We start from the raw sequence: 24,118 nt of genomic DNA, 5'->3' as shown, positions 1-24,118 counted from the left end.
GGTGTTGTCTTTCTGCTTCACCCCTCCCTCTACGCGAATCCCATCATGATCCATCAAACCTTTGCCACTGCTGCGGCACTGATGACCCTTGTCAGTCTTTCCTTCCCCAGCCCAGATCTGCTGGGGCCGGCATCGGCCCTCGCGGCCGAGCAGGACAAATTTGATTCGGAGGAACTTGAATCGGCGATCAAGGCCGATCTCGACGACACCGAGTCTCTCAACGCGAGCCGTATCAGCGTGGAGGTCGAAAACGGACTGGTGACCCTTTCCGGCAACGTCTCCAGTTTGATGGACAAACGCCGTGCCGGACAGATTGCCAAACGAACCCGATCGATCCAGGGCGTCCTCAACCAACTGTACGTCGACCGCAGCGATCGCAGCGACGACGCCATCCGCGAGGACGTCTTGATGCGGTTGCGCGTCAACGACAGCCTCGACCGCCCCGAGATCGTGGTCAACGTTGAAAACGGCAACGTGGCGATGGCGGGCAAGATCGATTCGCTGGCGGAGAAACGGCTCGCCGAAACCGCCGCCGCCGGAGTGCGTGGCGTGACCGAAGTCCAGAATCAACTCACCGTCGCACTGACCAAACCACGAAGCGATGAAGAACTGCGTGAGGAGATTCAAGCATTGATCGTCAACTCGGTCTACTTCGATGACGTCGAAATTCGCGTCCAAGTCGACGATGCGATCGCCACATTGAGTGGCACCGTCGGGTCGGTCGCGCAAAAGGCGAACCTGATTGAGACGGCAGAGATCTGGGGCGTCAAAGGTGTAGTCGCCGACGACGTATCGGTGGATCCCGATCAGCTGGATCCGACACGACGAGCCGGCCGCTACGCAATCGTCAGCGACCAATCGATCCGGCAGACGCTGGATCGTGTGTTCGCCAATGACCCGATCGTGTTCCCGTTCGCCGATTCGATTTCACCGACCGTCCAGTCTGGAGTCGTCACCCTGGACGGAACCGTCGGAAATCTGCGGGTGAAAAACAAGGCGGAGCGGCTGGCAATGGATGCGATCGGCGTCACCCGCGTTGTCAACGAATTGGAGGTGCGGTACGAAGGCGAACTTCCGTCAGATGCCGAGATCATACGCCTGTCCCAGCAAGCGATCTCGCGAAGCCCCAATTTGGATCGGCGTGATTTCCGTATCCATTGTCAAGCCGCGCACGTCAGTTTTTACGGATTGGTGGAAAGCGAATTCGAAAAACAGTTGGCCGAATGGATTGTCGATGGGGTCCCCGGTGTGGTTCATGTCAACAATGCACTGGCCGTGCAAGACGACTGGAAACCGAAGTCGGATGACCAGATCCGCGAAGACCTGGAACGAAAACTCAAGTTCGCGTTGTTTGATACGTCCAATCAGATCCAGGTGGAGGTCAGCGATGGGGTCGTCATCTTGAACGGTGAAGTCGACACGTGGCGTCAATGGCAAGCCGCGATGGATTTGGCGATCGAAGCAGGTGCACGACATCCGCACAACCTGCTGAATGTTCGCATGCACCCGCCGCACGGGGGCTCCAGGATTTATGTGCCACGCTAACGTCAAGGGTGGTCTCCCGTTGATGTTCACGGGTGGCTTGGCCTGAAGGCTGGACAGCAACGCGATCCCGACGCCGCTACCGTGAGTCGGCGGGCGGGAGCGTGTAAACTGTGCGGCTGTGACTGTTGCTCGCCTTTCTCTCCCCGCCCCGATTTTCCCACCTCCGTCTTCATGCGTCACCTTTTTCTTTGCGTTGTCTCGTTCGCAATTGGTAGTCTTTTTTCGTGGGCCAACGCCGAAACGCTCCGGCACCCGCAAAGCCTGGAGCAACAACTCGGCGGCGTGTCCCCCGAATTCTTGGCCGAACAGGTTCGACTGCGTGGGGACGCACGCCGTGGCGCGTTGGTGTTCTACAAGTCCGCGGCGGCGTGCGTGAAATGTCATGGCAGCGGGGACGACGCGACGCCACTCGGTCCCGATTTGGCGACGATCGGACCGGTTACCGAGCAGCACGTGATCGAATCGTTGCTGGATCCGTCCAACAAGATTCGCGAAGGCTTTCAAACTCACACCCTATTGTTGGAAGACGGGGCGGTGGTGACGGGCTTGATTGCAACGACGACCGACGACACCGTGACGCTGCGCTCGGCATCGGACTTGACCCGCGAGACCACGATCGAGCGTGACGACATTGTGCAGATGAAGCCGGCGTCCAAATCGATGATGCCCGAAGGCCTTGTCGCGTCGCTGCGTGACCAGCGGGATTTTCTGGATCTGGTCCGCTTCGTTACCGATGTCGCCGCCGGTGGTCCCGAACGCTTCGCCGCTTTGAAACCGCGACCGGAGCAGGTGGCGGTCAAAGATGATTCCCAAGATCTAGATCATGCGGGCATCATCGGCGGGTTCCGTTCCCGTGACTTCGAAACCGGCAAAGGAATCTATCACGGCTATTGTTTTAATTGTCACGGCAGCGACGGCAACACACCCTCCTTGCCTACGGCGCGCGCTTTCGGAACTCAAAAGCTGAAGTTCGGTAGCGACCCGTATCGCATGTTCATGACCCTGACGCGCGGCAACGGGTTGATGGCGCCGATGTCGCACCTGACGCCCAAGGAACGTTATCAGGTCGTGCACTACATCCGCGAGCAGTTTATGAAGCCGTCCAACCCCGATTACTTCAAGGTCGACAAGGATTACTTGGCGGGGCTGCCCAAGGGAACCAAGGATGGCACGGAAATCGAAAACGTGCAGCGCGATTTTGGTCCCGCTTTGGCGTCCCAATTGGAACGAAAACTCAGTAGCGTTCTGACGGTCAAGCTCGGTGATCTGACCGTCTCGTACGACTTGCACACGATGAACCAGGCCGGCATCTGGCGCGACGGGTTTTTGGACCTCAGCAACACGCAACACGTTCGGGCACGCGGCGAGGGAACCGCCAATCCCGACGGCCAGGTGCTCGATGCCCTGGCCGGTTGGCAATGGGGATACGATGGAACCCTCGACTATCCGCGGGACAACTTGCTGCCGCGGGGGCCGATGCCGCAGCGGTGGATGGACTATCGCGGGCATTACTTGCACGGCGATCAGTTGGTGCTGCGCTATCGCATCGACGGCCGCGAGATCCTGGAGTTGCCGCAACAGGGCGCGCTGCGAAACTCCGTCCGTCATTCGCTGCGGATCGGCCCGGGCAAGGAACTGGTGCTGTCGGCCGCCCAAGGCGACGCGTCGCGGAATCACTCGATGCTCGTGCCAATCGACGGCAACGCGGATACAGGCAATGGTGATGCCCACGCCGCAGACGCGGGCGCGGTGATCGCGTTGGTCGCTGCGCCGGCGGACAACGACGGCACCGACGACACGATGGCTGAGTTCACCGCCGCGGCCGTGACCGGTGATGTCGACGGGCTGGAATGGCAGGTCGATGCGAAGCATCGATTGCGGTTGGTGATTCCGGCCAGTGATCAAACGCGACAGGTTGACGTTTACTGTCTCGCGGGTGATTCCGTCGGAGACGCCGACGGAGCGGACCGGCACGTGTCGTTGTCGCAATTCAAAACCTTCCTCGCCGAGTCTGCGTCGACATCACCGCCGGTGGACTTTGACCGCCTGACGACCGGCGGACCGCTGCTGTGGCCCGACGTGTTGACGACCACCGGGTATCTGGGATTGGAACAAGGTGCCTATGCGCTCGACACGATCACGATTCCAGACGCCACGCCGTGGAACACCTGGTTTCGCACGTCCGCATTGGACTTCTTTGCCGATGGACGGATGGCCGTTGCGACACACGGTGGCGACATTTGGATCGTTTCGGGAATCGACGACGACTTGCTGAACTTGAAATGGAAACGATTCGCCGGCGGCTTGTACGAACCGTTCGGCGTCAAGATCGTGGATGAAAGCGTCTTCGTCACCTGCAAGGACCGGTTGGTCAAACTGCACGATGCCGACGGCAATGGCGAAGCGGATTTTTATGAAAGCTACAGCGCCGATCAAGACGTTTCGGTCAACTTCCACGCCTTCAATTTTGATTTGCAAACCGATGATCAAGGCAATTTTTATTACGCGAAAAGCGGGCACGGGACGGACTCGGACATCCCCGGCGCGGTGATCAAGGTGTCGGCCGACGGGCGGCATCGAGAGGTGTATTGCACTGGGTTTCGCACGCCCAACGGGATGGGCAGTTTGCCCGACGGCCGCGTGGTCGCCAGCGACAATCAAGGTCAATGGACGCCGGCGTCGAAGATCAGCCTGCTGCGGCCCGGCGGCTTTTACGGCTGGGTCGGCAACTATTCGATCCCCGGCATGTGGGCGCCTGGTGGCGGCACCATCGACCTTGAAAAAGTCGTTCCGCCGGATTCGTTCGATCCGCCGCTGGTTTGGATGCCGCAAGAATTCGATAACTCGTGTGGTGGCCAGGCTTGGGTCGACGACGAGCGTTGGGGGCCTCTGTCGGGGCGCCTGTTGCACACCAGTTTCGGCAAGGGCTGGATGTACTACATGATGATCCAGGATTTTCCCGACGTGTCTCAAGCCGCGATCATCAAGTTGCCGTTTGATTTCAGCACCGGCATCATGCGAGCCCGAGTGAATCCGGCCGACGGTCAAGTCTATGCCACCGGGTTGCATGGCTGGAACGGCGGCGGCCGGATCGGATTAGACGACAAAGGGATCCAGCGGCTGCGGTACACCGGAAAGCCGCACAAGATGGTCAGCGATTGCAAGGTCCAGGCGGAGGGATTGAAGCTGCAATTCAATTTCCCGCTCGACATCCCGTCGGCGACCGATCTGGCATCCTACGACGTGACCCACTGGAATTATCGATGGGCCAAATCGTACGGCTCAGAAATGTATTCGCCTGAGACCGGTGAAATCGGTGTCGACAAGATGAACGTGACCAGCGTGTCATTGGGCAGCGACGGCAAGAGTGTGTTGTTAAACATCCCCGACTTGGAACCCGTCGACCAAGTCCACCTGCTGCTCAAGTTAACAGCCCGCGACGGCGAGGCGTTTGAAGAGGAAATCTACTGGACGATCAACCGCGTGCCGGAGGGATGATCGCCAGCGAACCCCGCGAAGACGATGCAACCGAATGCCTGTGCGTCCGGCAGATTACATCATCCACTCCGCCAACTGTGTGGGTGGATCCTGATTGAGTGTTTTGTCTTTCTCGACCGCAGTTTTCAGGACATTCAACCAATCGAGAAATCGCATTTCAGACAAGGCGGGGACGCAGCGCGAGGTGATGTCTTGGCAGTCGTAGAGGCTCAGCTTCTTGAGGTGATTCATCTCCGAGAGGATTTCCACGCCACGATCGGTCACGCGCGAGGACGAGAGATCGATCGAAACAATTTTCCGCAAGTCACGCAACTGGCGCACCGTATGGTCGTTGCAGGTCTTACCGTAGAGTTCGAGGCTGCTGAGGGCAGGAAACGACGCCAACTCGGCAAACACGGCATCGTCGATTTCGCACGAATAGAAGGAAATGTGAGTCAATCGCGGAAGTTTCCGTAGCTCGGACAGGTCACCTACGGAAACGTTGGCGTTACTTAATCGGAACACCTTCAACGACTTGATCGCAGCAAGACGTGAATAGTCTGGTTGCGGCCCCTCGTCTTTCCATGCCAGGCTGAGGTCTTCCAGTCGTTTGGATGCATCCAGCCATTCGGTGAGCTGTTTCTCAGTCGCTCCGCCCAAATGCAACTTGATCAGGTGCGCAAAATCGAGACCTTTCACGGAGAGCGACGAATCGATCTCGCGTATGACGAGTTCGGTCGCTTGCGGCACTTTAGCAGCAGCGATCAGTGTCGATTCCGACGTGATTTTGTCGAAGCGAAGTCCGATGCAGGGAATGGCGCCTGACAGATGGGCCACCTCCACTTGGTCCTCGAGAAACGTGTCGGCGTTCCAGTGGTCCCAAACGTAGGGCTTCGCATCGGCACGATTCAGTTCCGCCGCAACGTCTTCGAGTGTCGTTTGACCCATCCACTGTCGAAGTCCCAGCGCGAGTACACCAAACACGGCTGTGGTGGCAAGCAAGAAACGGATCGAGTATCGCAACCGCATGCCGCTATCCTCTAAGGCTTCAACCGATTCGCTCAGGCTGCTGGAGATCAGCGCGCTGCGTCGAATCGAGTCGGCACTCGACACAGATGCGTGATTGATCACGTTGAATTATACACGGCCCTTCGTCGCGTCGGTCGGATCACTTCTGTGCCGAAGAGATTCTCTTCCAGTGATCGGTCGATGCACCTCAGCAAGACGAAAACGCTCTCACGACATCCAAGCCATAACGATGACGAACAATAACGCAGCGATGCCGAACGTGATCATTAGCCCTCCACAGCCCATGGAGTTGTTGGAGCCACCTACATCGCCGAAAAAATCAAAGTCGTCTAGCAAGGTACTGACTCATAGGTGGATTGAGTGAGAGGCCGATGGCAGTTAGGACCGTTTTTGTCGTAACCCGAAACAGCTGGCGCGGTCGCTGCCGACGAAGAGATGTCCGCTGACGAGCTGTCTTTTCTCTCTGCTTCGATCAGTCGGACCCGTCTGATCGGACCGATCCGGCTGATCTTCCCACGCTGAAGTTCGACAAGCCGAGAGATTCTTGGAAGACTGGCAAATCGCCTTCGGTCCCGAACACCGACGCTGCTCCGGTGGCCGATGCCGGAGCAGCGAAAACCGGCCAGGGCGATTTCGATTGAGGACGCCACTGAACATGTGAATAGGGCAATCGTCGCGTCAAACGAGCCAACTTGGGGCTCACTGAGGTGAAATTCATTCGTGCAGGCGGTGAATCTGACCGCCGCGCTGAGGGCTGATTTGTAGGGCGCAGCGGTCGATGCAACCTCTACGCCGGCGTGCTGATTCTGAATTCGGGCGTCGATTTGTCCGATGGAGTGAAAATCGAGAACGAGCAGGGGGCAAAACGATGCGGGGCAAGACGATTACTATCTGCAATTGTTTTGCCCCTATTGTTTTGCCACTCATCCCCGAATCGGTCGCTGGAAAAAGGCAAGAAGATTTCGGAGGTAAGAAAATGAATTACGGCTGCAATCCATGGTTGTCGACAATTTCCTTACCTCCAAAATTTTCCTACCCCCGCTTGTTCGTCGTCCGAAGCAACGAAACAACTATCTCAACCTCGCAGAGGTTGGACCAACCGCCTGCACGAAGCGATTGTCTTTCGTGCGGGCGGTGGCGGACACCGCCTTCATTTTCCAGATCTCGTTCGGCGCGGAAGTTGAACCAACCTCCGCGCGGAGGTGACTTTTCGAGCGTGCGTCGGTGTCTGCGACCTCTGCGGCGACGGCAAGCGAAAGTGTCTGACGGCAGGAGTCGCCACGCAACCTGCGACAATTGCCGGTCTGGCTAGGAGAGTCGCGGACGAAAACGGAAGATGGATTCCACAGCTATCAGGTCCAGGGCAATGCCAATCGAACGATGAAACTAAATTGCCCAACCTACCAATTCGGCTCCTGACCCTTTTTCTCCTCCGCGCGAACATCGTGACTTGATCCTGAAGTACGGCTACGTCTCAGGCCGTTTGGAGGCGTCGCTGCGTCGTTGGCCGAAGGGTCAAGCGATTCGCCGAGTGGGAATGACTCGTGTGGAGTTGCAGTGGCTCATCGGCGACCTGAGTCACTCGTGCGTCAAAGGCAAAGCGGGTTCCGATGTTGAAGCGGTCGCTGACCTGTGCGACCACCTCGATTACGCCCAGCGCACCGGTGACGGGGGCCTGGACATGATGTGGTGAAATGCACCAGGTCGCTTCCGTCAGGGGACGCCCGAAATCAGACGTGATGGCGAGCAAGGCTATCGCCAGCTTCAGGGGTCTTCTGGCCGTAGGTTACCAGCGATGAGACCGCGAAAGCGTTTTGATCTCTCGTGGCCCGTGGTGGATCGATAGACGCCTGACTCCCTCGTGACATGCGATGCGTGATCCAATGGGTTTTTCTTTTAGCGAAAGACCGAATCCCTTGACCGCACTTCGCGCCGCCCCTTGGGAGTCGAGCGGAAGTAGAGCTCACAGACACCCCAGAGAGATCAAAACGCAGCATCAGTGGCAGCGCCGATGAACTGCGTGCTGGAGACATGGGAAGCGGCGGCCACCGAATTGACGGGGCGACGATTGGCCGTCGGCAGCTTCCCCCGCCACCAAGGCCACCGTGGGCAGATAGAACGCTTACGAAGCGTCGCTGTCCTGCGAGTTCTATCCGTAGATGGTTGCTTCGGCCGATAAGACACCTTTTCACTCTCTTTTCTCTCCCGGGAAAAGTGGGCGAAGATTTGATGGATGTCGTTTTCGCCGGCTAGGCACAGTAAGCAGGATCAGAGACCAAACGGCTAGGCCACTCGGTTCCGGGACAATTGCTGGAGCAAAAGCGATACCGGAAATCGTACTAAATCCTGTTGGGCCGACCAGAGTTGCGGCACCCGTTGATGTATTGATCTTGTACAGCGAATCAGTGGCGCCGGCATCCACTCCAAACAATGTCCCGGTGTCATCAAAGGCTATTGAACGGATGGAAGTCGTGCCGGCGCCAAACGCGCCAATCACGGTGTGAGCACCGGTCGCAGGGTCGATTGTCAAAAGGTTGTTGCTAAACGGATCCGTTGCGAACAATACTCCGGAAGAATCAAAGGCGAGGCCATTAACATCGGTCAGCCCTACCAACGAAACAGCTGTACCAGCACCGTTTGAGATGTCGATCTTTATGATCTGATTAGTGCCATCGTCAAATCCAAAAAGCTGCCCGCTGTTATCGAAAGCCAAGCCTCGAACGCCAGGAAACCCGAAACTACCAACAACGGTAGCCGCGCCCGTGACGGGATCAAGGGTCAAGAGATTCTGGTCCAGATCGGCGGAAGCGTAAATGGTTCCGTCGGACCCAACTGCAATCCCGGCGATGCGACTGATGCCCGTTGCTCCTATTGCAGTCCCGATCCCAGTGACTGGATCTAGCCTGATCAATTGATCCGTGGTGTTGTCATTTCCATACAACATTAGTCCTGCACTGCAGGTGGCTGGGGCAATGAATGATGCCAGAAATAGAAAAGCGCGAATCATGGTGCTTGAAGTCCTGCCGATTGGTTGAAATGAGATCTCCACGGCTACCCCTGAACCGATTTGCGTGCGAAGCGTCAGGAAATCTCGAAAAATCGGACGAAAGACAAGAATTGCCGTGAGAACTCACGTTCCAGATGCTCGATTTAGACGTCCCGCCTCGGACGAAACTGCAACGGGTCAAGCGACAAGAATACGGATCGAAAACGAGCGCATTGCGTTCAATGCATTGCACTTCGCCAGGAGTCCATCACTCGGGGGGGCTCTTGGGAGTTTCAGAATGATCGGGAGTTCTTGAAATGGAGCCGTCGCTGTCCTGCGAGTTCCATCTGTAGACGGTCCCTTCAGCCGATGTGGACCAGAGCTCTGAATCGTCCTTTGAAAAACACAGGTCCGTCACGGAGTCGGTGTGCCGATTCAGCAGCAGTTGCATTTCTCCGCTGCGCGTGTCCCAGAGCACGATCCTGTGGTCCGCACTTCCGCTGGCCAATGTTTCACCATCGTTGCTTAGCGCTAGCGATAGAACTCGGCCTTGATGTCCCGACATTTGGCGGCGAAGCTTTCCCTCGGGGTCGAAAACCCGAATCACACCGGTTGCCATCCCGCTGTAGATCAGGGATTCGTCGCTGTTGACCGTCAATGAGTAGATGCGACTTTCGCCGGCTCGCCACGACGCCTCGATCGTTCCATCTCCGACGTTGACGAGGTGGATTCTACCGTCCGCTCCACCGCACAAGATTCCACCCGCTACCGCTGACATTGAAAGACAAGCCGATTTCCCTCCGAGAAGGCTACAGTGCTTAAGAATCTTTCCTGTCAAAGCATCAGCCGTGAACAACTCCCCGTTTCGCAGCGCCACGAGTAGTACGTCTTCATCCTTTGAAAAGCACAACGACGTGACATTTGCATCGCATTCGATTTCAAAAGCAGGCTTTGGAGGTGGACAAAAAGGGCCTGAGGATTCCGATATTCCCGTCGATGACAGTTCCTGATCGCAGAAGCCCCCATCCTCGCGTCTCCGCATTGCGACAACCTTGCTCCCGGGAGTTCGAAAGCCCAGCACGGCCAATTGGTTCTTTCGAGAATAGGCGATCGTCGAAAATTGGGAGTTGTTGATTTGAAAGCCCTCGAGGACTCGGTCTGTTTCCACATCGACCACCGCGCACCAGCCCTCTCGATGGCAAACGAGCGTTTCACCGGATGCCGTCAATTGGACGGTACGCACTGGGGGACCGTACCCACGATCTTCTCCAGTAAACGTTTGCAATCGCCGAGTCCTTTCACTTGGATCTCGGATTCGCCTTACGAAGAGCTTGCCCTTGCTCCCACCGGTAGCAGTCCATCTGTTATCAGAAGAAACGGCTGCGGCAAGAACGCTATCCGTGACTGCGCCGATCGTTTCTTGATTTGCCGGATCGAATACTGAGAAGAGGAGCCCGCCTCGTCCGTCCGGTATGACGCATTGTGACCTGGGCCTAAATGCGAAATGGCTTGTCAGCGGCGAGGATCGAGCGATCAAAGAATAACTTCGAGGCGAGCCGGGCCAAGCGACTATTGCTATTCCATTGTCGAGCCCGAGAACGATACAGAGGCCGAAATCCATTTCATAATTCGCTTCCGCTGCTCTCAGCGTGCGTTTGGTTGAATCGAGAAGGATAGCCTCTGGATCGAGAGCATCAAAAATGTTGCTTTGCTGCAGCTCTTCAAGCGTACCCGTATCCCAGCGATGCCAAATACCTTTTCGGGTCACACAATGCAGGACCTGGTCATCTGGAGTGAGCCACAAGCCGGCGGGGACGGCGTCAATTGGATTGCTCCCAGTCAGAGCAGTTTCCGACGCCAAATCGATTCGAAATGGGGACCCTTCTTTGGTGAGCCCATAGCTTTGGTGGCCTCGTGATGTTAAAGCCATCTTTGCTCGCGTTGGCACTGGCAGATCGATGCGGCGCAGGATCGCACCGGACTCCCAGGAGATTTCCAACAAGTTGCCACTGGACTCCTGGCAGTAAAAAGATGTCATCGCCGGGTGAGAAAGCAGGGTTCCGGCAAGCCGCAAATCACAAGGCACGACAATCCTAGTTCGATGAACCACGTCGACGAGCGAAAGACTTCTTGGCTTGCTGCATACGACAAGTTTTCTGTTGTCAGGCGAGAACCTGACCTGATAGATCCCACCAAATCCACCGTCTAATTCGGACAAGTCATACGCAACGTCGGTCGCCTCCGAATGTAGGAACTTCCATGCGAAACCGCGATCTCCAAGTGGAAAGAGCGATTCATCTTCAAGCTGCTGCTTCGCCACAATCCGATTGCGTCCCAGGAGCGACTGAATCGATCTAAGACGCGAACTTACCGTTGCCCTCCTCAGTTGCTGTTCTCTGGCGAGGAGTTCTTGATTCTGCTGGTCGACTTCTCGTGCATGCCTGTATCTTGAAGTGACGTTCACTGTCAGGAGAACAAAAGCCATCAGCAATGTCGCTGCGATGACGCTCCAAAGAATCGCCAGCGTAGGGTTTCGGCGTATCCATCGGGCGCCTTTTTCGACCAGCGAAACTGGTCGAACCGCAACCAAATCTCCCTCAATGAGGCAGTCGATGTCCGCAGATAGTAGCGGAAGCGACGAATACCGATCCTTTGGATTGTCCGCTGTCATCCGCGCCAAGACGGCATCCAGATCGCGTGATCGCCATTCCACGAAATCGTGGCGTCGTTTGGGTGTTCGCGTGCCCGACGCACTTGCCGGAACGTCAGACATTCGACCCAACAGTTTTCTAAGTACGACTCCCAAACTGTATATCTCGGAAGTCACGCCGGGGCGCCCGGTCCTGTCTTTGAGTTCTGGGGCGATGTAGCCGGGCGTTCCGATCGGACCGTGGGGGCCTTCCAAGTCATGGCTTCCCGCAATCCTTGCCAATCCAAAGTCCGTTAGGTGCGGTTCCCCACGTTCGGACATCAGGATATTACCGGGTTTGATGTCGTGATGCAGGATTCCTGATTGATGAGCGTCTGACAACGTCGACACGACGCTTCTGATTAGTGAAAGGATCGCGAATTCTGATGCGTTTGTATTCGACACGAAATCGTCAATGCGGCCGCCAGACAGGTATTCCATTGCCAACCAGCCGACAATGCTTGACCCATGGTTGAGAACGCCACTGTCAAAGATGGTGGCAATCCGGTCGTGACCGAACTCTCGCACAACCTCAATCTCGCGAACGAAGTGAGCTTCGGCGAAAGGATTGCCATGGATAACACAACCACTTTCACGGCTGCTTCACGCTGAAGGTGCTTGTGCCTGCACCTGAAGACTGTGCCGCATCCTCCTTTGCCAAGAACTTCAACGACTTCGTAGGAACCGTAGACTAACGGAAGTTGCGAATCCAAGTCCTCCTTGAGTGATTCGAAGCGACGCTGACGAGCGATCGCATCTTGGAGCGCCGTCAGTAAACCGCTGTTTTCCTTACAAAGCTCTTCAGCCGATACCGGTGAACCTAACTCTTCCGCAATTAAGAACTCGTCTAGCAATTCACCCACTTTCGGGTTCTGAAGCTCTTCCGGATTCTTTTCGTCGGACTGATTCATGCAAAGATTTGAACCCAAACGCCATTCGCGTTGCAAGTCACCATTTGCCTCTTGGCCACAAAACGTAGGCCGGGATGAAATCGCCGATCAGTTGAAATCACCCAATGCACAAATCAGTCGCTCGCAAGCGAGTCGGTAGTTTCGCTGGACGGTTCGGATACTGACACCCAGTTGTTCAGCAATCTCCGACTTCTTCATCTCGTCGTACCAGCACTTATGAAATATCTCCCGTTGCAATTCAGGTAGATTGTCGACCGTGCAGTGAAACTGCAGCCAATCGACTCTGCGCTTCATTGGAGTGAATTCAGACGCATGGACCTCCTCCACTCTGAGCCCTCCGTTTTCAGCGATCGGTGTAGCGTACGCTGTACGAATAGACCGCCGATGCTGCCGAGCCAGCCTCAGAAAAGTCCACTTCACATGAAGAATCGCAATGCGGCGCAAATGCTCCTCAGAAGTCGGGTTCACCTTCTTCGAATTGATGGCGTCAAGCAACGATAAAGTCGCCTGCTGAGCAACATCACCAGTCATTTCCCACCGCCGAAGTTGCGGAAAACGCGAGAAAGAGTGACGGCACGATTCGGCAATCCAGCGACTCACGCGCTCTTGCCAATTTGAAAGATTTTCGATCTTCGCTTCCAATGATGCGGCGCTTTGCCCCAATGTTTTCTGCTCGGCCATGCTAGCATTTTTGTTTCCAGAGACGCATTTTTCAAGAATACGTGCCGCGAATTTCTCTGGCTGCGCGAGAAAAGGTGCCAGGACTGATCCTGACACCTTTTCTCATACGTCGTTCGATCGCAGCTCGCTAACGCGGCCAAATCTAGCTTCCAAACGCGGATCGCAGGCTTCGGTGGACGGTTCCGAGGATCGGGTCCGGGATTTCAAGGAACGTGCGCTAAAGCATTTTTGCCGGCCGTGTTCGGTCGATGCAACCTCGGCGCCGGTGTGCTGATTCTGAATTCGGGCGTCGATGTGTCCGGTGGAGTGAAAATCGAGAACGAGCAGGGGGCAAAACGATGCGGGGCAAGACGATTAGGATCTGGAGTTGTTTTGCCCCAATGTTTTGCCACTCTTTCCCGAATCGGCCGCTGGAAAAAGGTAAGAAGATTTCGGAGGTAAGAACATGAATTCCGGCTGCGATCCTTGATCGTCGGCAATTTTCTTACCTCTCAAAGTTTTTTACCCGCCGTCTCCGATCGTCCGACGGCTTTGTTTCCGGACATCGGTCGGGTGACCATCGACCTGTAGGACCGATGCGAAATAGCCGGTGGCTTGATGGTGCCGCGTCGCTGGCTGTCACATCGCGCCGTCCGGGACGGCGCCCAGGCCAACGCCGTTGAGGCAGCTGGTGTCCATCGATCCGTCTCGCACGACGAAGATCCCCGGGAACTTGTCTTCCCACGGCAGATTCGCCTTCGGGCAATACTGACGCGAATTCGATTCGATCGCGGCGACGCCGGGGACGTGGGCGGCGATGGCGGCCGAGTGAATCAGCGAGGCGCCCGGGCAAGTCAAATCTTGCACGCACAAAAACAGCCCCAGTTTCTGTGCGGCAACGGCCATCAACATCGATTGCGACTGTCCCTTGCACGCCTTGAGCGCCGCCCCGGTGTAACCCATCTCGCGGGCCAGCATCAACGATTCCAGATCGGTCAACGATTCATCGATCACGACCGGCTTGAGCTTCGCCGCTTCGTGCATCTTGTTCTCCGGATGCGCCTTCAGATCGCGCGCCGTCGGCTGTTCGATGTATTGCACGCGGTCAAATCCTTTCGGCGTCCGCTCGCGAAGTTTTTCCAACATCTCGATCAAGTAATCGACGTGTGGGCAGCGCTCGTTGAAGTCCAGCGAGTAATACCAGGTGTCGACGCCGAGTGTGGCCTGGGTTTCTGCGGCGATGCGATCGACTTTGACGATCCGTTCCAGGTCCCAATTGACGTCGTCGCCGTTGAGTTTCAGTTTCAGGTTCGTCAGACCGTTGTATCGAATCCACTCGGGCAACGTGTCGGGCAATCCATCGCCGGTGGGTTTCTGCAATTCATTGTCGTCGAGTGGATCGAGCGCGCCGACCAAATGGTACAGCGGCATCCGCGGCTTGGGCTTGTCCAGCAAGAAATCTCCGATCCAGTCTCCGGCGTAGTCCGGGCCCAGGTACGCACCGACGTCACGGCTCATGAAGTCTTGGCCGTAGGTTTGAAAACAATTCTTGCCGTGGACTTTGCCAAACGCGTCGTGGATCGCCGCGTCAAAGGGGCTGGCGGTGACCATCGTGGCCAGCATCGGGATCGGTTGGACCAACTTGAGTTCGCCGCTGACCTCAGCGGCCGCCGCCAGATACTGTTCCTCCAACGCCATGCCCAGGTCGACCGGGTGTCCGAATTCGGTGTACTCGCCCGTGATCGTTTCGCAGCGCCCGGCCAGTGTGGTCATTGCGGCCAGGGTCTGGTCGTATTTCATCTCACGCGACGGGAATGCCCAGATGTTCGACAGCGGCATGGAACCGAATCCGGTGGCCGTTTTTCCATCGCGGGTGACGACATCACACTCCACGTTCAACACCGTGGCTTTATCGACGGGCATGCCGCCGAACTTCATCGTCGTCCGGTAATCGTGGTGCTCGTAACTGGTTCGGACGCCGGTGATGCGAATGTCGGTGGGTTTCATGATTCCTTGATTCAGATCGTTCGCGATGCAATTTGATCGCCGAGACGAGGTGGGGGCCTGTCGGTTGCAGCCAACCGGCTGACCCTGCGTGTGATGCGATTCAATCCACACGCCGCAGACGGGGCGGTAGTCTATCAGATTGCGCCACCGGCTCGATGGCCAGGTGAATGCACGCTCCGTCGGCGGACCACGCGGTGCGCACGAGGCGAAACACGGACCGCCGTCGACAGATTGCTGAGCACCTTGTTGCGGCGTGCGGCGTGCGGCGTTTCTGATGAGGTAGAATGGATGCATCGCCCTTGAACTTTTTGTTTCGACCATCGTCTCCGCTCCCGCCCCCATGTTTCTCCGCCGGCCTTTTTCGACGTTTCTGCCTCACGTGACGTTGATGGTGCTGGTGTTTGCGGCGTCCCCCTGTCGGGCGGATTCGGCGGCCCGTGAAGCCAACTTCAGAACCCATTTGCTGCCGTTGCTTCGCACGTATTGTTACGACTGTCACGATTCCGGCAGCGAAATTGACTTGGCCAGCGACGACCGCGCCACCAGTTTGCAGACCAATCGGACCCGTTGGGGGCAGGCGATCGCCCATTTGCGTTTGGGAACGATGCCGCCCGAAGACGGCCCGGAGCTGGATTCTGAGACGCGGCAGCGGATGGTGCGGATGATCGATGCGGTGGCCAATGCGGTCGATTGTGTCCAGAATCCCAACGCCGGTCGGGTCGCCTTGCGCCGGCTCAACCGTGACGAATATCGGAACACCATTGGTGATTTGACGGGCGTCGACTACACGCCGGCGGCGGATTTCCCCGGCGACGATGTGGGGTACGGATTCGACAACATCGGTGACGTGCTCTCGCTGCCCCCGTTGTTGATGGAAAAGTACGTCGATGCGGCGTTGCAGATTGCCGGCGAAGCGATCTACACGCCACCGCCGCCGGAGTTGTACGAGATCGAACGCGGCCCCGCGTCGTTGGTCGGTGCCGAAAAGTTCGGATCCCGTGTGCCACTCATTCTCGCCTCCCACGGCACCGTTTCGTTGGAGGTCACGCTGCCGTTCGGCGGGATGTACCAGCTGACGCTGATGGCCGGCGGTGATCAGGGAGGGGACGAACCGGTCAAGGCGGAGATCGATTGGGGGCGTCGACCGACCGTGATCGAAATCCCCAATCACGAGCCCCAGGAATTCAAGATTCCGATGCGTTTGGGAAAAGGCAAACGCACGATCAAAATCAGTTTCATCAATGACTACTACCAGAAGAACGTGGCGGATCGAAATTTCCACTTGCACCACGTGAAGTTGGCGGGAACCGAGACCCGAAGTGTTTCGATCGACGCGTCCAAGATTCCACCGAGTCATCAGAAGATCATTTTTGTCACGCCGTCCAAAGACGTGACCGTCGACCAGGCGACACGTGCTGTCCTGTCCCGGTTTGCCAGTCGCGCGTTCCGTCGACCGGCCAGCGACTGGGAAGTTGATCGGCTCTCCGCACTCGCCGCTCAAGTGCGTGATGCGGACGGAAGCTTCGAAGAAAGCATCCAAGTCGCGATCGGCGCCGTGCTCGTTTCGCCATCGTTTTTGTTCAAGGTCGAGCGGCCGCAATCGCCGGGGCCCGATGGATCGATGCCGCTGATCACCGATTACGAACTGGCGACGCGGATTTCGTACTTCCTGTGGAGCAGCATGCCCGACGATGAACTGTTGATGATGGCCCATCGCGGTACGATCCGAGATCCGAACGTGTTATTGAGAAAGATCGCGTCGATGATCCAGGACCGACGTGCCAACCAGTTCGTCGAGAATTTTGCCTCGCAATGGTTGCAGATTCGCAACTTGGAAAACGTCGATCCCGACACCAAGGTGTATCGCGGGTTCAACGATCAGATTCGCAAGTTGATGATGCGCGAGACGCTGACGTTTTTTGCCGCCGTGATGCGGGAGAACCTGCCCGTGACCACGCTGCTGGATGCGGATTTCACGTATCTGAATCAGCCGCTGGCGGAGTTTTACGGGATCGCGGGTGTTGATGGTGACGGATTTCGCAAGGTGTCGCTGGCCGGGACACCGCGTGGCGGATTGCTGACGCACGCCAGTGTGTTGACGGTGACCAGTAATCCGACCCGCACCAGTCCGGTCAAGCGTGGGAAATGGGTGCTGGACAACCTGCTCAATACACCGCCACCGCCGGCGCCGCCCAATGTTCCCGAATTGCAACGTGACGAATTGGTCGGCACGTTGCGAGAACGGATGGAGCAACATCGCCAGAACCCGGCCTGTGCGACGTGCCACAACATGATGGATCCGCTCGGCTTTGCGCTGGAAAATTTTGACGCCGTGGGACGCTGGCGCATGAAGGAAGGCCGCGACCCGATCGATGCCTCCGGCGTGTTCCCCGATGGGACCGCGTTCGATGGAGTGGATGATCTGCGTCGGCTGTTGGCCGGTTCTCGAAAAGAGCAATTCGTTCGCTGTCTGGCCGAGAAATTGTTGATCTATGCGATCGGCCGCGGCACCGAGTTTTATGACAAATGCGCGATCGACACGATTGTCAGCGAGTGTCGTGAGCACGACGACCGCTTCGCCTATCTGATCGCCGCCATCATTCAAAGTGACCCCTTCCAGAAACAAGGTTTCCGAGAGTAATCCGATGCCCAAGACCCTTTCTCGACGAACCGTATTGCGTGGCGCCGGCGTTTCGCTGGCCTTGCCGCTGTTGGATGTGATGTCATCAAGTCGTCTGTTGTCGGCCGCCGAAGCACGCACCCGTCCGCCGCTTCGGATGGCATTCTTTTATGTGCCCAACGGTATGCACATGCCGGACTGGACGCCACAGAAGGCGGGTTACAAATACGATCTGTCGCCGACGCTCGAGCGGATCGCCGACTTTCGCGACGACGTCAATGTGTTGAGCGGGTTGACGCTCGACGGGGCTCGCGCCCACGGCGACGGCGGCGGCGATCATGCCCGCAGCGTGGCCGCGTTTTTGACGGGCGCCCATCCCCGTAAAACCAACGGCGCAGACATCCAAAATGGTATCTCGGTCGATCAAGCGACCGCCAAGTCTGTCGGCGACCAATCGCGATTCGCGTCGCTGGAACTCGGGCTCGAAGCCAGCGCCCAGGCGGGCAATTGCGACAGCGGGTACAGCTGTGCTTACGCATCCAACATGTCTTGGCGTGGCCCGACCAACCCGATGGCCAAGGAGATTGATCCCGGGGCGGTGTTCGATCGGCTGTTTGCCGGAAAGAGCGTCAAGGAAACCAAACAGGCGAAAACGAAACGCGAACTGTTTCGCAAAAGTGTGCTCGATTTCGCACTCGAAGACGCCAAGCGATTGCATCAAGCCCTGCCGGCCGTGGATCGTCGCAAGTTGGACGAGTACCTGTATGCCGTCCGCGACGTGGAGAAACGGCTCGGCGGCGCGGAGCGTTTGAGGTTTGATGAGAGCGGTGTTCCGGATTACCCGCGCCCCAGCGGTGTACCGCGGGAATTGGACAAGCACAGCGATCTGATGATGGACATGGTCACGTTGGCGTTTCAAACCGACAGCACGCGGATCCTGTCGTTCATGTTCACCAATGCCGGCAGCAATCGAAGTTACAAAGAGATCGGCGTGAGCGAGGGGCACCACGAGTTGTCGCACCACGGCAAGAGCGCGCACAAGCAAACACAGATCGCAACGATCAATCGCTATCACCTGGACCGTTTCGCGTATCTGCTGGGGCGGTTGCGTAGCGTCCGCGAAGGCAGCCGGACGCTGTTGGAAAACAGCATGATTGTTTACGGCAGTGGCATCAGCGACGGTGACCGCCACAACCACGACGATCTGCCGATTTTGCTGGCCGGATCCGCGGCCGGGCGGATCAAGACCGGGCGTCATTTGAAGTACGAAAACGGCACGCCGCTGTGCAATCTGTACGTCTGGATGATGCAGCAAATGGGCGCCGACGCACAGCAGTTCGGCGACAGCAACGGTGTGATCAAGCTGTAGCTCGCTGAAATGCATTTCAGCACGTGGCGTTAGCCAGTGGCGTGTGATGCCCTAAATCCCAAGCGCCGTCACCACTGGGCCCGCGGCGAGCGGCTTCGGCTCATTCACTCACAGCCCACTCGTACCGTGGGCCGGGCAAATAATCGACGATCCGGCTCAAATAGGGACATTCATTTTTGTTGTCGATCTGCTAGGCTCTGGAGTTCGTTCGATCTCTGAACACTTGCGTTTGTGGAAATGATTCCAAGGCCGGCGACGCGAGCGGTTCCCCAGTCTGACGGGGGATTTCCCCGGCAGGACACCATTTCCAACCCTTGCACAAAGATGCCAAACCTCTCCCCGACGGGACAACAAATCGTCCAGTCACTCGCCAACCGTTACGGCCTTTCCAACGACGCGGTGACCCACATGTTGATCGCCGTTTACAACGGCAACGGAACGATGGCCCAGTTCAGCCATCCCGAATTCTGCGGCTCCGGTCAATGGATGCGCGGCGGGATGACCATGGTCAGCGACCTGTTCAACAACAATCTCAAATGCCTGGTCGACAACCTGTGCAATGACATTTCCAACGAATTGGCCAACCATCAATCGACGCCGTTTAGTGGTTCGTTTCAATCTCAAAGTCAAAACGGGATGAGTTCCCAGGCTCAGGCGAGCGGTCAGATGGGCTCGTCCAACAGTCTGTTCGTGCCCGATCCGTCGACGAATTGGTGGCCGAAAGAACTCGGGTCGCCGACGTCGGTGGGATCACAGAACAGTCTGCGCTACGCGTACTTTGCCGATTCGCATCGGCTGGCCGTCACGACCGGCGGGACGCCCTGGGTGTACGATACCTTGGATCATCAGATCGGCGGCTTCAGCCAGCAGCAAGGCGGCGGGCAATCGATCACCTTCACCAGCCAGTACGGGACGGTCGACTTGTCGACGCTGCCGGTCGTTTCGCGAGACGGTTCGATTCACCCGCCGGCCAATGCACCGGCGCCATCGATGAGCGTCGGTCCGGCCGCACCGCCGCCAGAGAACCGATCCGAAAACGTCGCCGCGACAAATCCGTCCAATGACGCGCCCGCGACGCATCCGTCGCGTGAAGACGTGATTGAGACCCTGGAGCGACTCGGCTCGCTGAAAGAAAAGGGCTACATCACCGACGAAGAATTCGCCAGCAAGAAGAGCGAATTGCTCGCGCGGCTGTAACGCGATACCGCTCAACGATGATCAGCCGATTGGCGCGAGGCCAATGCCGCTAAATCGAGAAACGAAAATCAAACACGATGGCTCCCCTCTCCCCCAAACAAGCCTCTACTCGTCGCAACGTTTTCGCTTACTAAAATCACTTGGCGCGCATGATCAATCCGAATCGACCAAGAGGCTTGTTCGGGGGAGAGGGGAGCCATTTTTGGGTAAGTCGCTTCTCGATTTTGCGGTATTGGGCGTGAGCCTTCGGGCCCCACCTGGGAAAATGTCGCCGATCAGGTGTCGCCAAGACCGTCGCAGCCAAGCGAATCACGCCGCCCAGTAACGTGTTCAGGGGCCCTTGCACCAGGACATGCGGAGCGCGAAATCGGTTTGAAATTCGGCTCGCCATCGACTGACGTTGAGGCGGGGGTCCGTTGTCAGTTGGTCGTCGCGATACCAACCGTCAGCCGCCTGAGCGAATTGCCCGCCCCAGCCGGGTTGCGTGGGATCGGAGGGATCGTTGTGGCCTTGGGGCAAAAAGAAAAACCAGGAAGGCGTGTCGCCTTCCTTCATGCAGCCGTGAGGATTGGGACTGGTCCAGGTTTTGGTGGGATAGAGTTGACCGAGCGGGCCGGTCGAGCGGACGTTCGTCTCGATCCATTCTCGCGAGGTCAGTGATTCGTCGCCGGTCAGATACATACCCCGAAAGGTTGCATTGCGTTTGTCGGTCCCCGCCTTGGCTTTGCTGAGCATGTAGTACATCCCCGCAAACTCGGACTGCATCCAGTCGGCGATGCTGTCTTGGTCGGCGATGTCATAGACGCGAAATCGCTTGACGAATTCTGCCAACCCCTCAGCGCCGCGATCCTTGCGAACCCGCCACAGTGCTTGGGCCAGGTCTGTCTGTCCGCCCCAGATCGTGATGTTCAAGGGGCGATCTGCGGATCCCGCGTCGACACGTTCGATCAACAGCGCCGACCCCTCCGTGTCATGGCCTTCGCCGACGTTCTGGCGGCCCCGTTGCGGATTACCGGACTTGATGACGTTCAGCAACGATTCGGTTTCGGGCCAACCCCGGGCGTGTCGCAGCAGATTGCCGCGGACCTTGCCGTAGGCCGACACCGTTTCGCGGATCATGTCCGTTCTGGTCGTGGCAACTTTCAGTTCCCCGGGCGTTCCCGAGGCGGAGGCGACGAGGCCTTCGATCTGGAATTCGTTGCTGTAGACCATCAACCGAACGAGCGACTGTTGGTCGTCGGGGTCACCGCCGATGTCGGTCAGCACGAACAATCGAGGGCGCTCGTCTGCGGGCGAGACTGCGGGTGAGACTGGGGACAGTGCGGTGGCGAAACACCCGGCAAGCAGCACAATCGAAACGATGGAACGGAGGGCCACGGAATTCACTCTGAAAGACGGTGGATGGGCGGTGTCAGCCCCATGCAAACGAGTCGCCCGAATGATATCAAGCCGGCGTCCGGACGGTCAGAGGGCGTTCGACCGGCGTCGGCGGCAGGTCGATGCGGCGATGCCCAGCAGCAGCACAGCGGTGCAGGCGGGTTCGGGGATCGCGGTGACTTGACCGCGGAGGACGAGGTTGTCGATGCCGAAGTCCTGGTCGTTTCCGTTGCCCGCGCTGCCGTACAATCGGATCGCGATGGTTTGGGTCCCGGTCAGGTTTTGATTGGCGCTCAGGTCGATCGGTCCGACCGCATGGCGTCCGGTGGAAAAGCTCGGGCCGGTGGTCTCCGCGCCTGCAACGCCATCGGCGAAGTGGTCATGGGCGCCGTTGCCGTTCGGTAAGAAGTCGAAGTCCCCGATCAGTCCGTCGACCGACGGATCGCCTGCCGGGTTGAGAAAGACCGAATACGTTAGCCGCGCGTCGTCGGTATTTGTGCCCCGCGTCTTAAGCGTGTCAAAGCGAAACGACTCCAGGTCGAGCAGAAAACCCGACTGCACTTCAACTTGAAAGAAAACCGTCTGGTCGGCGGTCAAGAAATCGCGATCGTTGTTGACATCCGTGCTGAAGCCCAGGGCGTTGTTGTAGTCAGCGGCACCAAAGCCAAGCGCGGCAGTCGGATCCAGACCGGGTGAGAACTGTAGTTGCGTTACTGCGATGCCGACTAGCCCAAGATCGCCTGACAATTGCAATCCTGTATTGGATCCCAATGGATTCGCGGTATCGACAACGTAGTTGTTTCCGTCAAAGTCGAACTGAGCGATGACTTCGGCTCGGCAACGAGACCCGAATGCGATTGAGGCAATTCCGCAAGTGATGACCACTAAGCGGATTACCGAGGAATTCAGATTCAAGATAGGCTTTAAATCCATGGTCTAGCGTCGACGAAATGAGGTCAACGTCAAGCAAGCCAAACCGAGAAAGATCGCTCCGCTGCCTGGTTCAGGGATGACGGGCTTTTGTGTGGCACCGAAGGTATATGATTGCACGCTCGGTCCGAGACCGGCATCAAACTCAAAGTTAATCGGTACCGTTCCTCCGGGATCTCCCGGATCAGAAACCACTGCATTGGTTGTGTAGAGACCGCTCGCTTCCAAATCTCCGGTAATGTCGAGCGTGAAGGTGTCGCCGGTGTTGATGGTCAGCCCCGAGTAGTCAAACGTGAGAATTCCAAATTGGAATTTGACATTGTCTTGCATCTCAAATGCGGTGGCATTTAGAGGGCCGTATCCCTCCAGCAAAGCGCGAGACGGGAAGGTGTCGTTGAATCCGAACTGTTGGTAGTCCATCGGCGTGGCGTCTCGCCAGTCAACAAAGTGGTCCACCGGATCGAGCTTCACCTTCTTGTAACTGAGTGGGTTTGAATCGTCATCGACCAAAAATGTCGAATTGAACTTGGTTTTGACGATATCCAGCTCGACGAAGTCCAAGTCTTTGGGACCGACAAACGTACCACCAGTCGGGTCGTATTGTGCTTTGATCCAAAATTCCGCCGTCAATCGCTTCAAGGTGGAGTCATTCACGAGTTCCGTTAGGCCTCCGATCAACCCAGCTCGGCAATCCGATTGAGGGACACCTATGGCAACGATGAGCAGAAAGGCAGCCGCGATATACCGCTTATGATTTACCGGCAGCTTGGCTCTCTTAGGACATGCTTGGCAATTCATGATCGATCCGATGCGTCGAGCGTCCTTCTCGGATGATCGGAACCTCTTCGTAAAAGTTGAGGGACTGTGGTGGATGCGAACGCAATCCACCCGCGCGCGGGTGAACACCGATCCCTGACGATAGACCAGCCGACAGGCGAAAGCAAGCTTTCGTCTTGGACGCTTCGGTGACTAGTCAGCCGGAGGGGTATTGCGAGTGTGACGTATTCGGTCATGTGCATCAGTGCGAAGGCGCCGCGGGCGAATTCGTCGCACATGGCCAAGCTCACTGTGAACGCTTTGACGACACGTTCGGACCCATCGACTATGCGAGATTTCGTGGTTCGATGAATTGCAGAAGAATGCCACCAACTACACGGCCGGCATGTTGAATTGCGCTTCGGTACCACTAGGCTAGAAGGTTATGCCCGGTGGAACTTTGCGTCGTTTTTGCCAGACCAGACGATGACCGCTCGGTGAGTGCCGGATCGATTCACGACGGATTCGATCCCGCCGCTCCCGGCAGCCTTCAATCGGTCCGTGA

General features: G+C 57.3%; 14 protein-coding genes. 6 read left to right on the top strand and 8 right to left on the bottom strand.

The features are described from left to right. Window positions 1-45: 45 nt before the first annotated feature. Window positions 46-1,545, top strand: coding sequence for a BON domain-containing protein (locus tag TBK1r_RS36015; RefSeq protein ID WP_145220862.1), 1,500 nt, complete (start codon window positions 46-48; stop codon window positions 1,543-1,545). A gap of 171 nt (window positions 1,546-1,716) precedes the next feature. Continuing rightward, window positions 1,717-5,043: a DUF6797 domain-containing protein gene (locus TBK1r_RS39355; RefSeq protein WP_419580728.1), complete on the top strand. Its 3,327-nt coding sequence runs from the start codon at window positions 1,717-1,719 to the stop codon at window positions 5,041-5,043. 54 nt (window positions 5,044-5,097) lie between these two features. Here TBK1r_RS39355 and TBK1r_RS36005 read toward each other — a convergent pair whose 3' ends face one another. Further along, window positions 5,098-6,153: a leucine-rich repeat domain-containing protein gene (locus TBK1r_RS36005; RefSeq protein ID WP_145220861.1), complete on the bottom strand. Its 1,056-nt coding sequence runs from the start codon at window positions 6,151-6,153 to the stop codon at window positions 5,098-5,100. Between the two features lie 1,348 nt (window positions 6,154-7,501). Between TBK1r_RS36005 and TBK1r_RS36000 the strand changes: the two genes are divergently transcribed. Further along, window positions 7,502-7,744 (top strand): hypothetical protein, encoded by a 243-nt coding sequence (locus tag TBK1r_RS36000; protein WP_145220860.1) that lies wholly within the window; start codon window positions 7,502-7,504, stop codon window positions 7,742-7,744. A gap of 495 nt (window positions 7,745-8,239) precedes the next feature. Here the strand turns inward: TBK1r_RS36000 and TBK1r_RS35995 are convergent, their stop codons facing one another. The 4 genes from TBK1r_RS35995 to TBK1r_RS35975 form a co-directional block, all read right to left on the bottom strand. Beyond that, window positions 8,240-9,058 (bottom strand): Vgb family protein, encoded by an 819-nt coding sequence (locus TBK1r_RS35995; protein WP_145220859.1) that lies wholly within the window; start codon window positions 9,056-9,058, stop codon window positions 8,240-8,242. Window positions 9,059-9,305: 247 nt separating this feature from the next. Beyond that, on the bottom strand, window positions 9,306-12,254 hold the full coding sequence (locus TBK1r_RS35990; protein WP_419580727.1) for a WD40 repeat domain-containing serine/threonine protein kinase: 2,949 nt from the start codon (window positions 12,252-12,254) through the stop codon (window positions 9,306-9,308). Window positions 12,255-12,724: 470 nt separating this feature from the next. Further along, the gene (locus tag TBK1r_RS35980) at window positions 12,725-13,414 is read right to left on the bottom strand and encodes a sigma-70 family RNA polymerase sigma factor (RefSeq protein ID WP_419580726.1); all 690 of its coding nucleotides are present in this window, start codon (window positions 13,412-13,414) and stop codon (window positions 12,725-12,727) included. Between the two features lie 522 nt (window positions 13,415-13,936). Further along, window positions 13,937-15,304 carry an enolase C-terminal domain-like protein gene (locus tag TBK1r_RS35975; protein WP_145220850.1) on the bottom strand — a complete coding sequence of 456 codons (1,368 nt, stop codon included), beginning with the start codon at window positions 15,302-15,304 and terminating at the stop codon, window positions 13,937-13,939. Window positions 15,305-15,644: 340 nt separating this feature from the next. Between TBK1r_RS35975 and TBK1r_RS35970 the strand changes: the two genes are divergently transcribed. The 3 genes from TBK1r_RS35970 to TBK1r_RS35960 all read left to right on the top strand — a co-directional run bounded on the left by TBK1r_RS35970 (window position 15,645) and on the right by TBK1r_RS35960 (window position 20,490). Beyond that, window positions 15,645-17,945, top strand: coding sequence for a DUF1592 domain-containing protein (locus TBK1r_RS35970; RefSeq protein WP_419580725.1), 2,301 nt, complete (start codon window positions 15,645-15,647; stop codon window positions 17,943-17,945). Between the two features lie 4 nt (window positions 17,946-17,949). Next, window positions 17,950-19,293, top strand: coding sequence for a DUF1552 domain-containing protein (locus tag TBK1r_RS35965; RefSeq protein WP_145220848.1), 1,344 nt, complete (start codon window positions 17,950-17,952; stop codon window positions 19,291-19,293). A 324-nt stretch (window positions 19,294-19,617) separates the two neighbouring features. Then, window positions 19,618-20,490 (top strand): SHOCT domain-containing protein, encoded by an 873-nt coding sequence (locus TBK1r_RS35960; RefSeq protein ID WP_145220846.1) that lies wholly within the window; start codon window positions 19,618-19,620, stop codon window positions 20,488-20,490. A 330-nt stretch (window positions 20,491-20,820) separates the two neighbouring features. Here TBK1r_RS35960 and TBK1r_RS35955 read toward each other — a convergent pair whose 3' ends face one another. The 3 genes from TBK1r_RS35955 to TBK1r_RS35945 form a co-directional block, all read right to left on the bottom strand. Next, entirely contained in the window at window positions 20,821-21,867 is a 1,047-nt protein-coding gene (locus TBK1r_RS35955; protein ID WP_419580724.1) for a DUF1593 domain-containing protein, read from the bottom strand. A gap of 87 nt (window positions 21,868-21,954) precedes the next feature. After that, window positions 21,955-22,800: a hypothetical protein gene (locus TBK1r_RS35950; RefSeq protein WP_145220844.1), complete on the bottom strand. Its 846-nt coding sequence runs from the start codon at window positions 22,798-22,800 to the stop codon at window positions 21,955-21,957. 3 nt (window positions 22,801-22,803) lie between these two features. After that, the gene (locus TBK1r_RS35945) at window positions 22,804-23,451 is read right to left on the bottom strand and encodes a hypothetical protein (RefSeq protein ID WP_419580723.1); all 648 of its coding nucleotides are present in this window, start codon (window positions 23,449-23,451) and stop codon (window positions 22,804-22,806) included. Window positions 23,452-24,118: the final 667 nt, after the last annotated feature.

Source organism: Stieleria magnilauensis (assembly GCA_007753675.1).
In the GTDB taxonomy this organism is placed as follows: Bacteria; Planctomycetota; Planctomycetia; order Pirellulales; family Pirellulaceae; genus Stieleria; species Stieleria magnilauensis.
The sequence above is the reverse complement of the archived record's forward strand: the minus strand, read 5'-3'. Positions and strand labels throughout refer to the sequence as shown.

Bases quoted from the DNA above. Each gene is read 5' to 3' on its own strand.
- TBK1r_RS35960 (WP_145220846.1), top strand. From the start codon at position 19,618: ATGCCAAACCTCTCCCCGACGGGACAACAAATCGTCCAGTCACTCGCC.
- TBK1r_RS39355 (WP_419580728.1), top strand. From the start codon at position 1,717: ATGCGTCACCTTTTTCTTTGCGTTGTCTCGTTCGCAATTGGTAGTCTT.
- TBK1r_RS36015 (WP_145220862.1), top strand. From the start codon at position 46: ATGATCCATCAAACCTTTGCCACTGCTGCGGCACTGATGACCCTTGTC.
- TBK1r_RS35950 (WP_145220844.1), bottom strand. From the start codon at position 22,800: ATGGATTTAAAGCCTATCTTGAATCTGAATTCCTCGGTAATCCGCTTA.
- TBK1r_RS35970 (WP_419580725.1), top strand. From the start codon at position 15,645: ATGTTTCTCCGCCGGCCTTTTTCGACGTTTCTGCCTCACGTGACGTTG.
- TBK1r_RS35965 (WP_145220848.1), top strand. From the start codon at position 17,950: ATGCCCAAGACCCTTTCTCGACGAACCGTATTGCGTGGCGCCGGCGTT.
- TBK1r_RS35995 (WP_145220859.1), bottom strand. From the start codon at position 9,058: ATGATTCGCGCTTTTCTATTTCTGGCATCATTCATTGCCCCAGCCACC.
- TBK1r_RS35975 (WP_145220850.1), bottom strand. From the start codon at position 15,304: ATGAAACCCACCGACATTCGCATCACCGGCGTCCGAACCAGTTACGAG.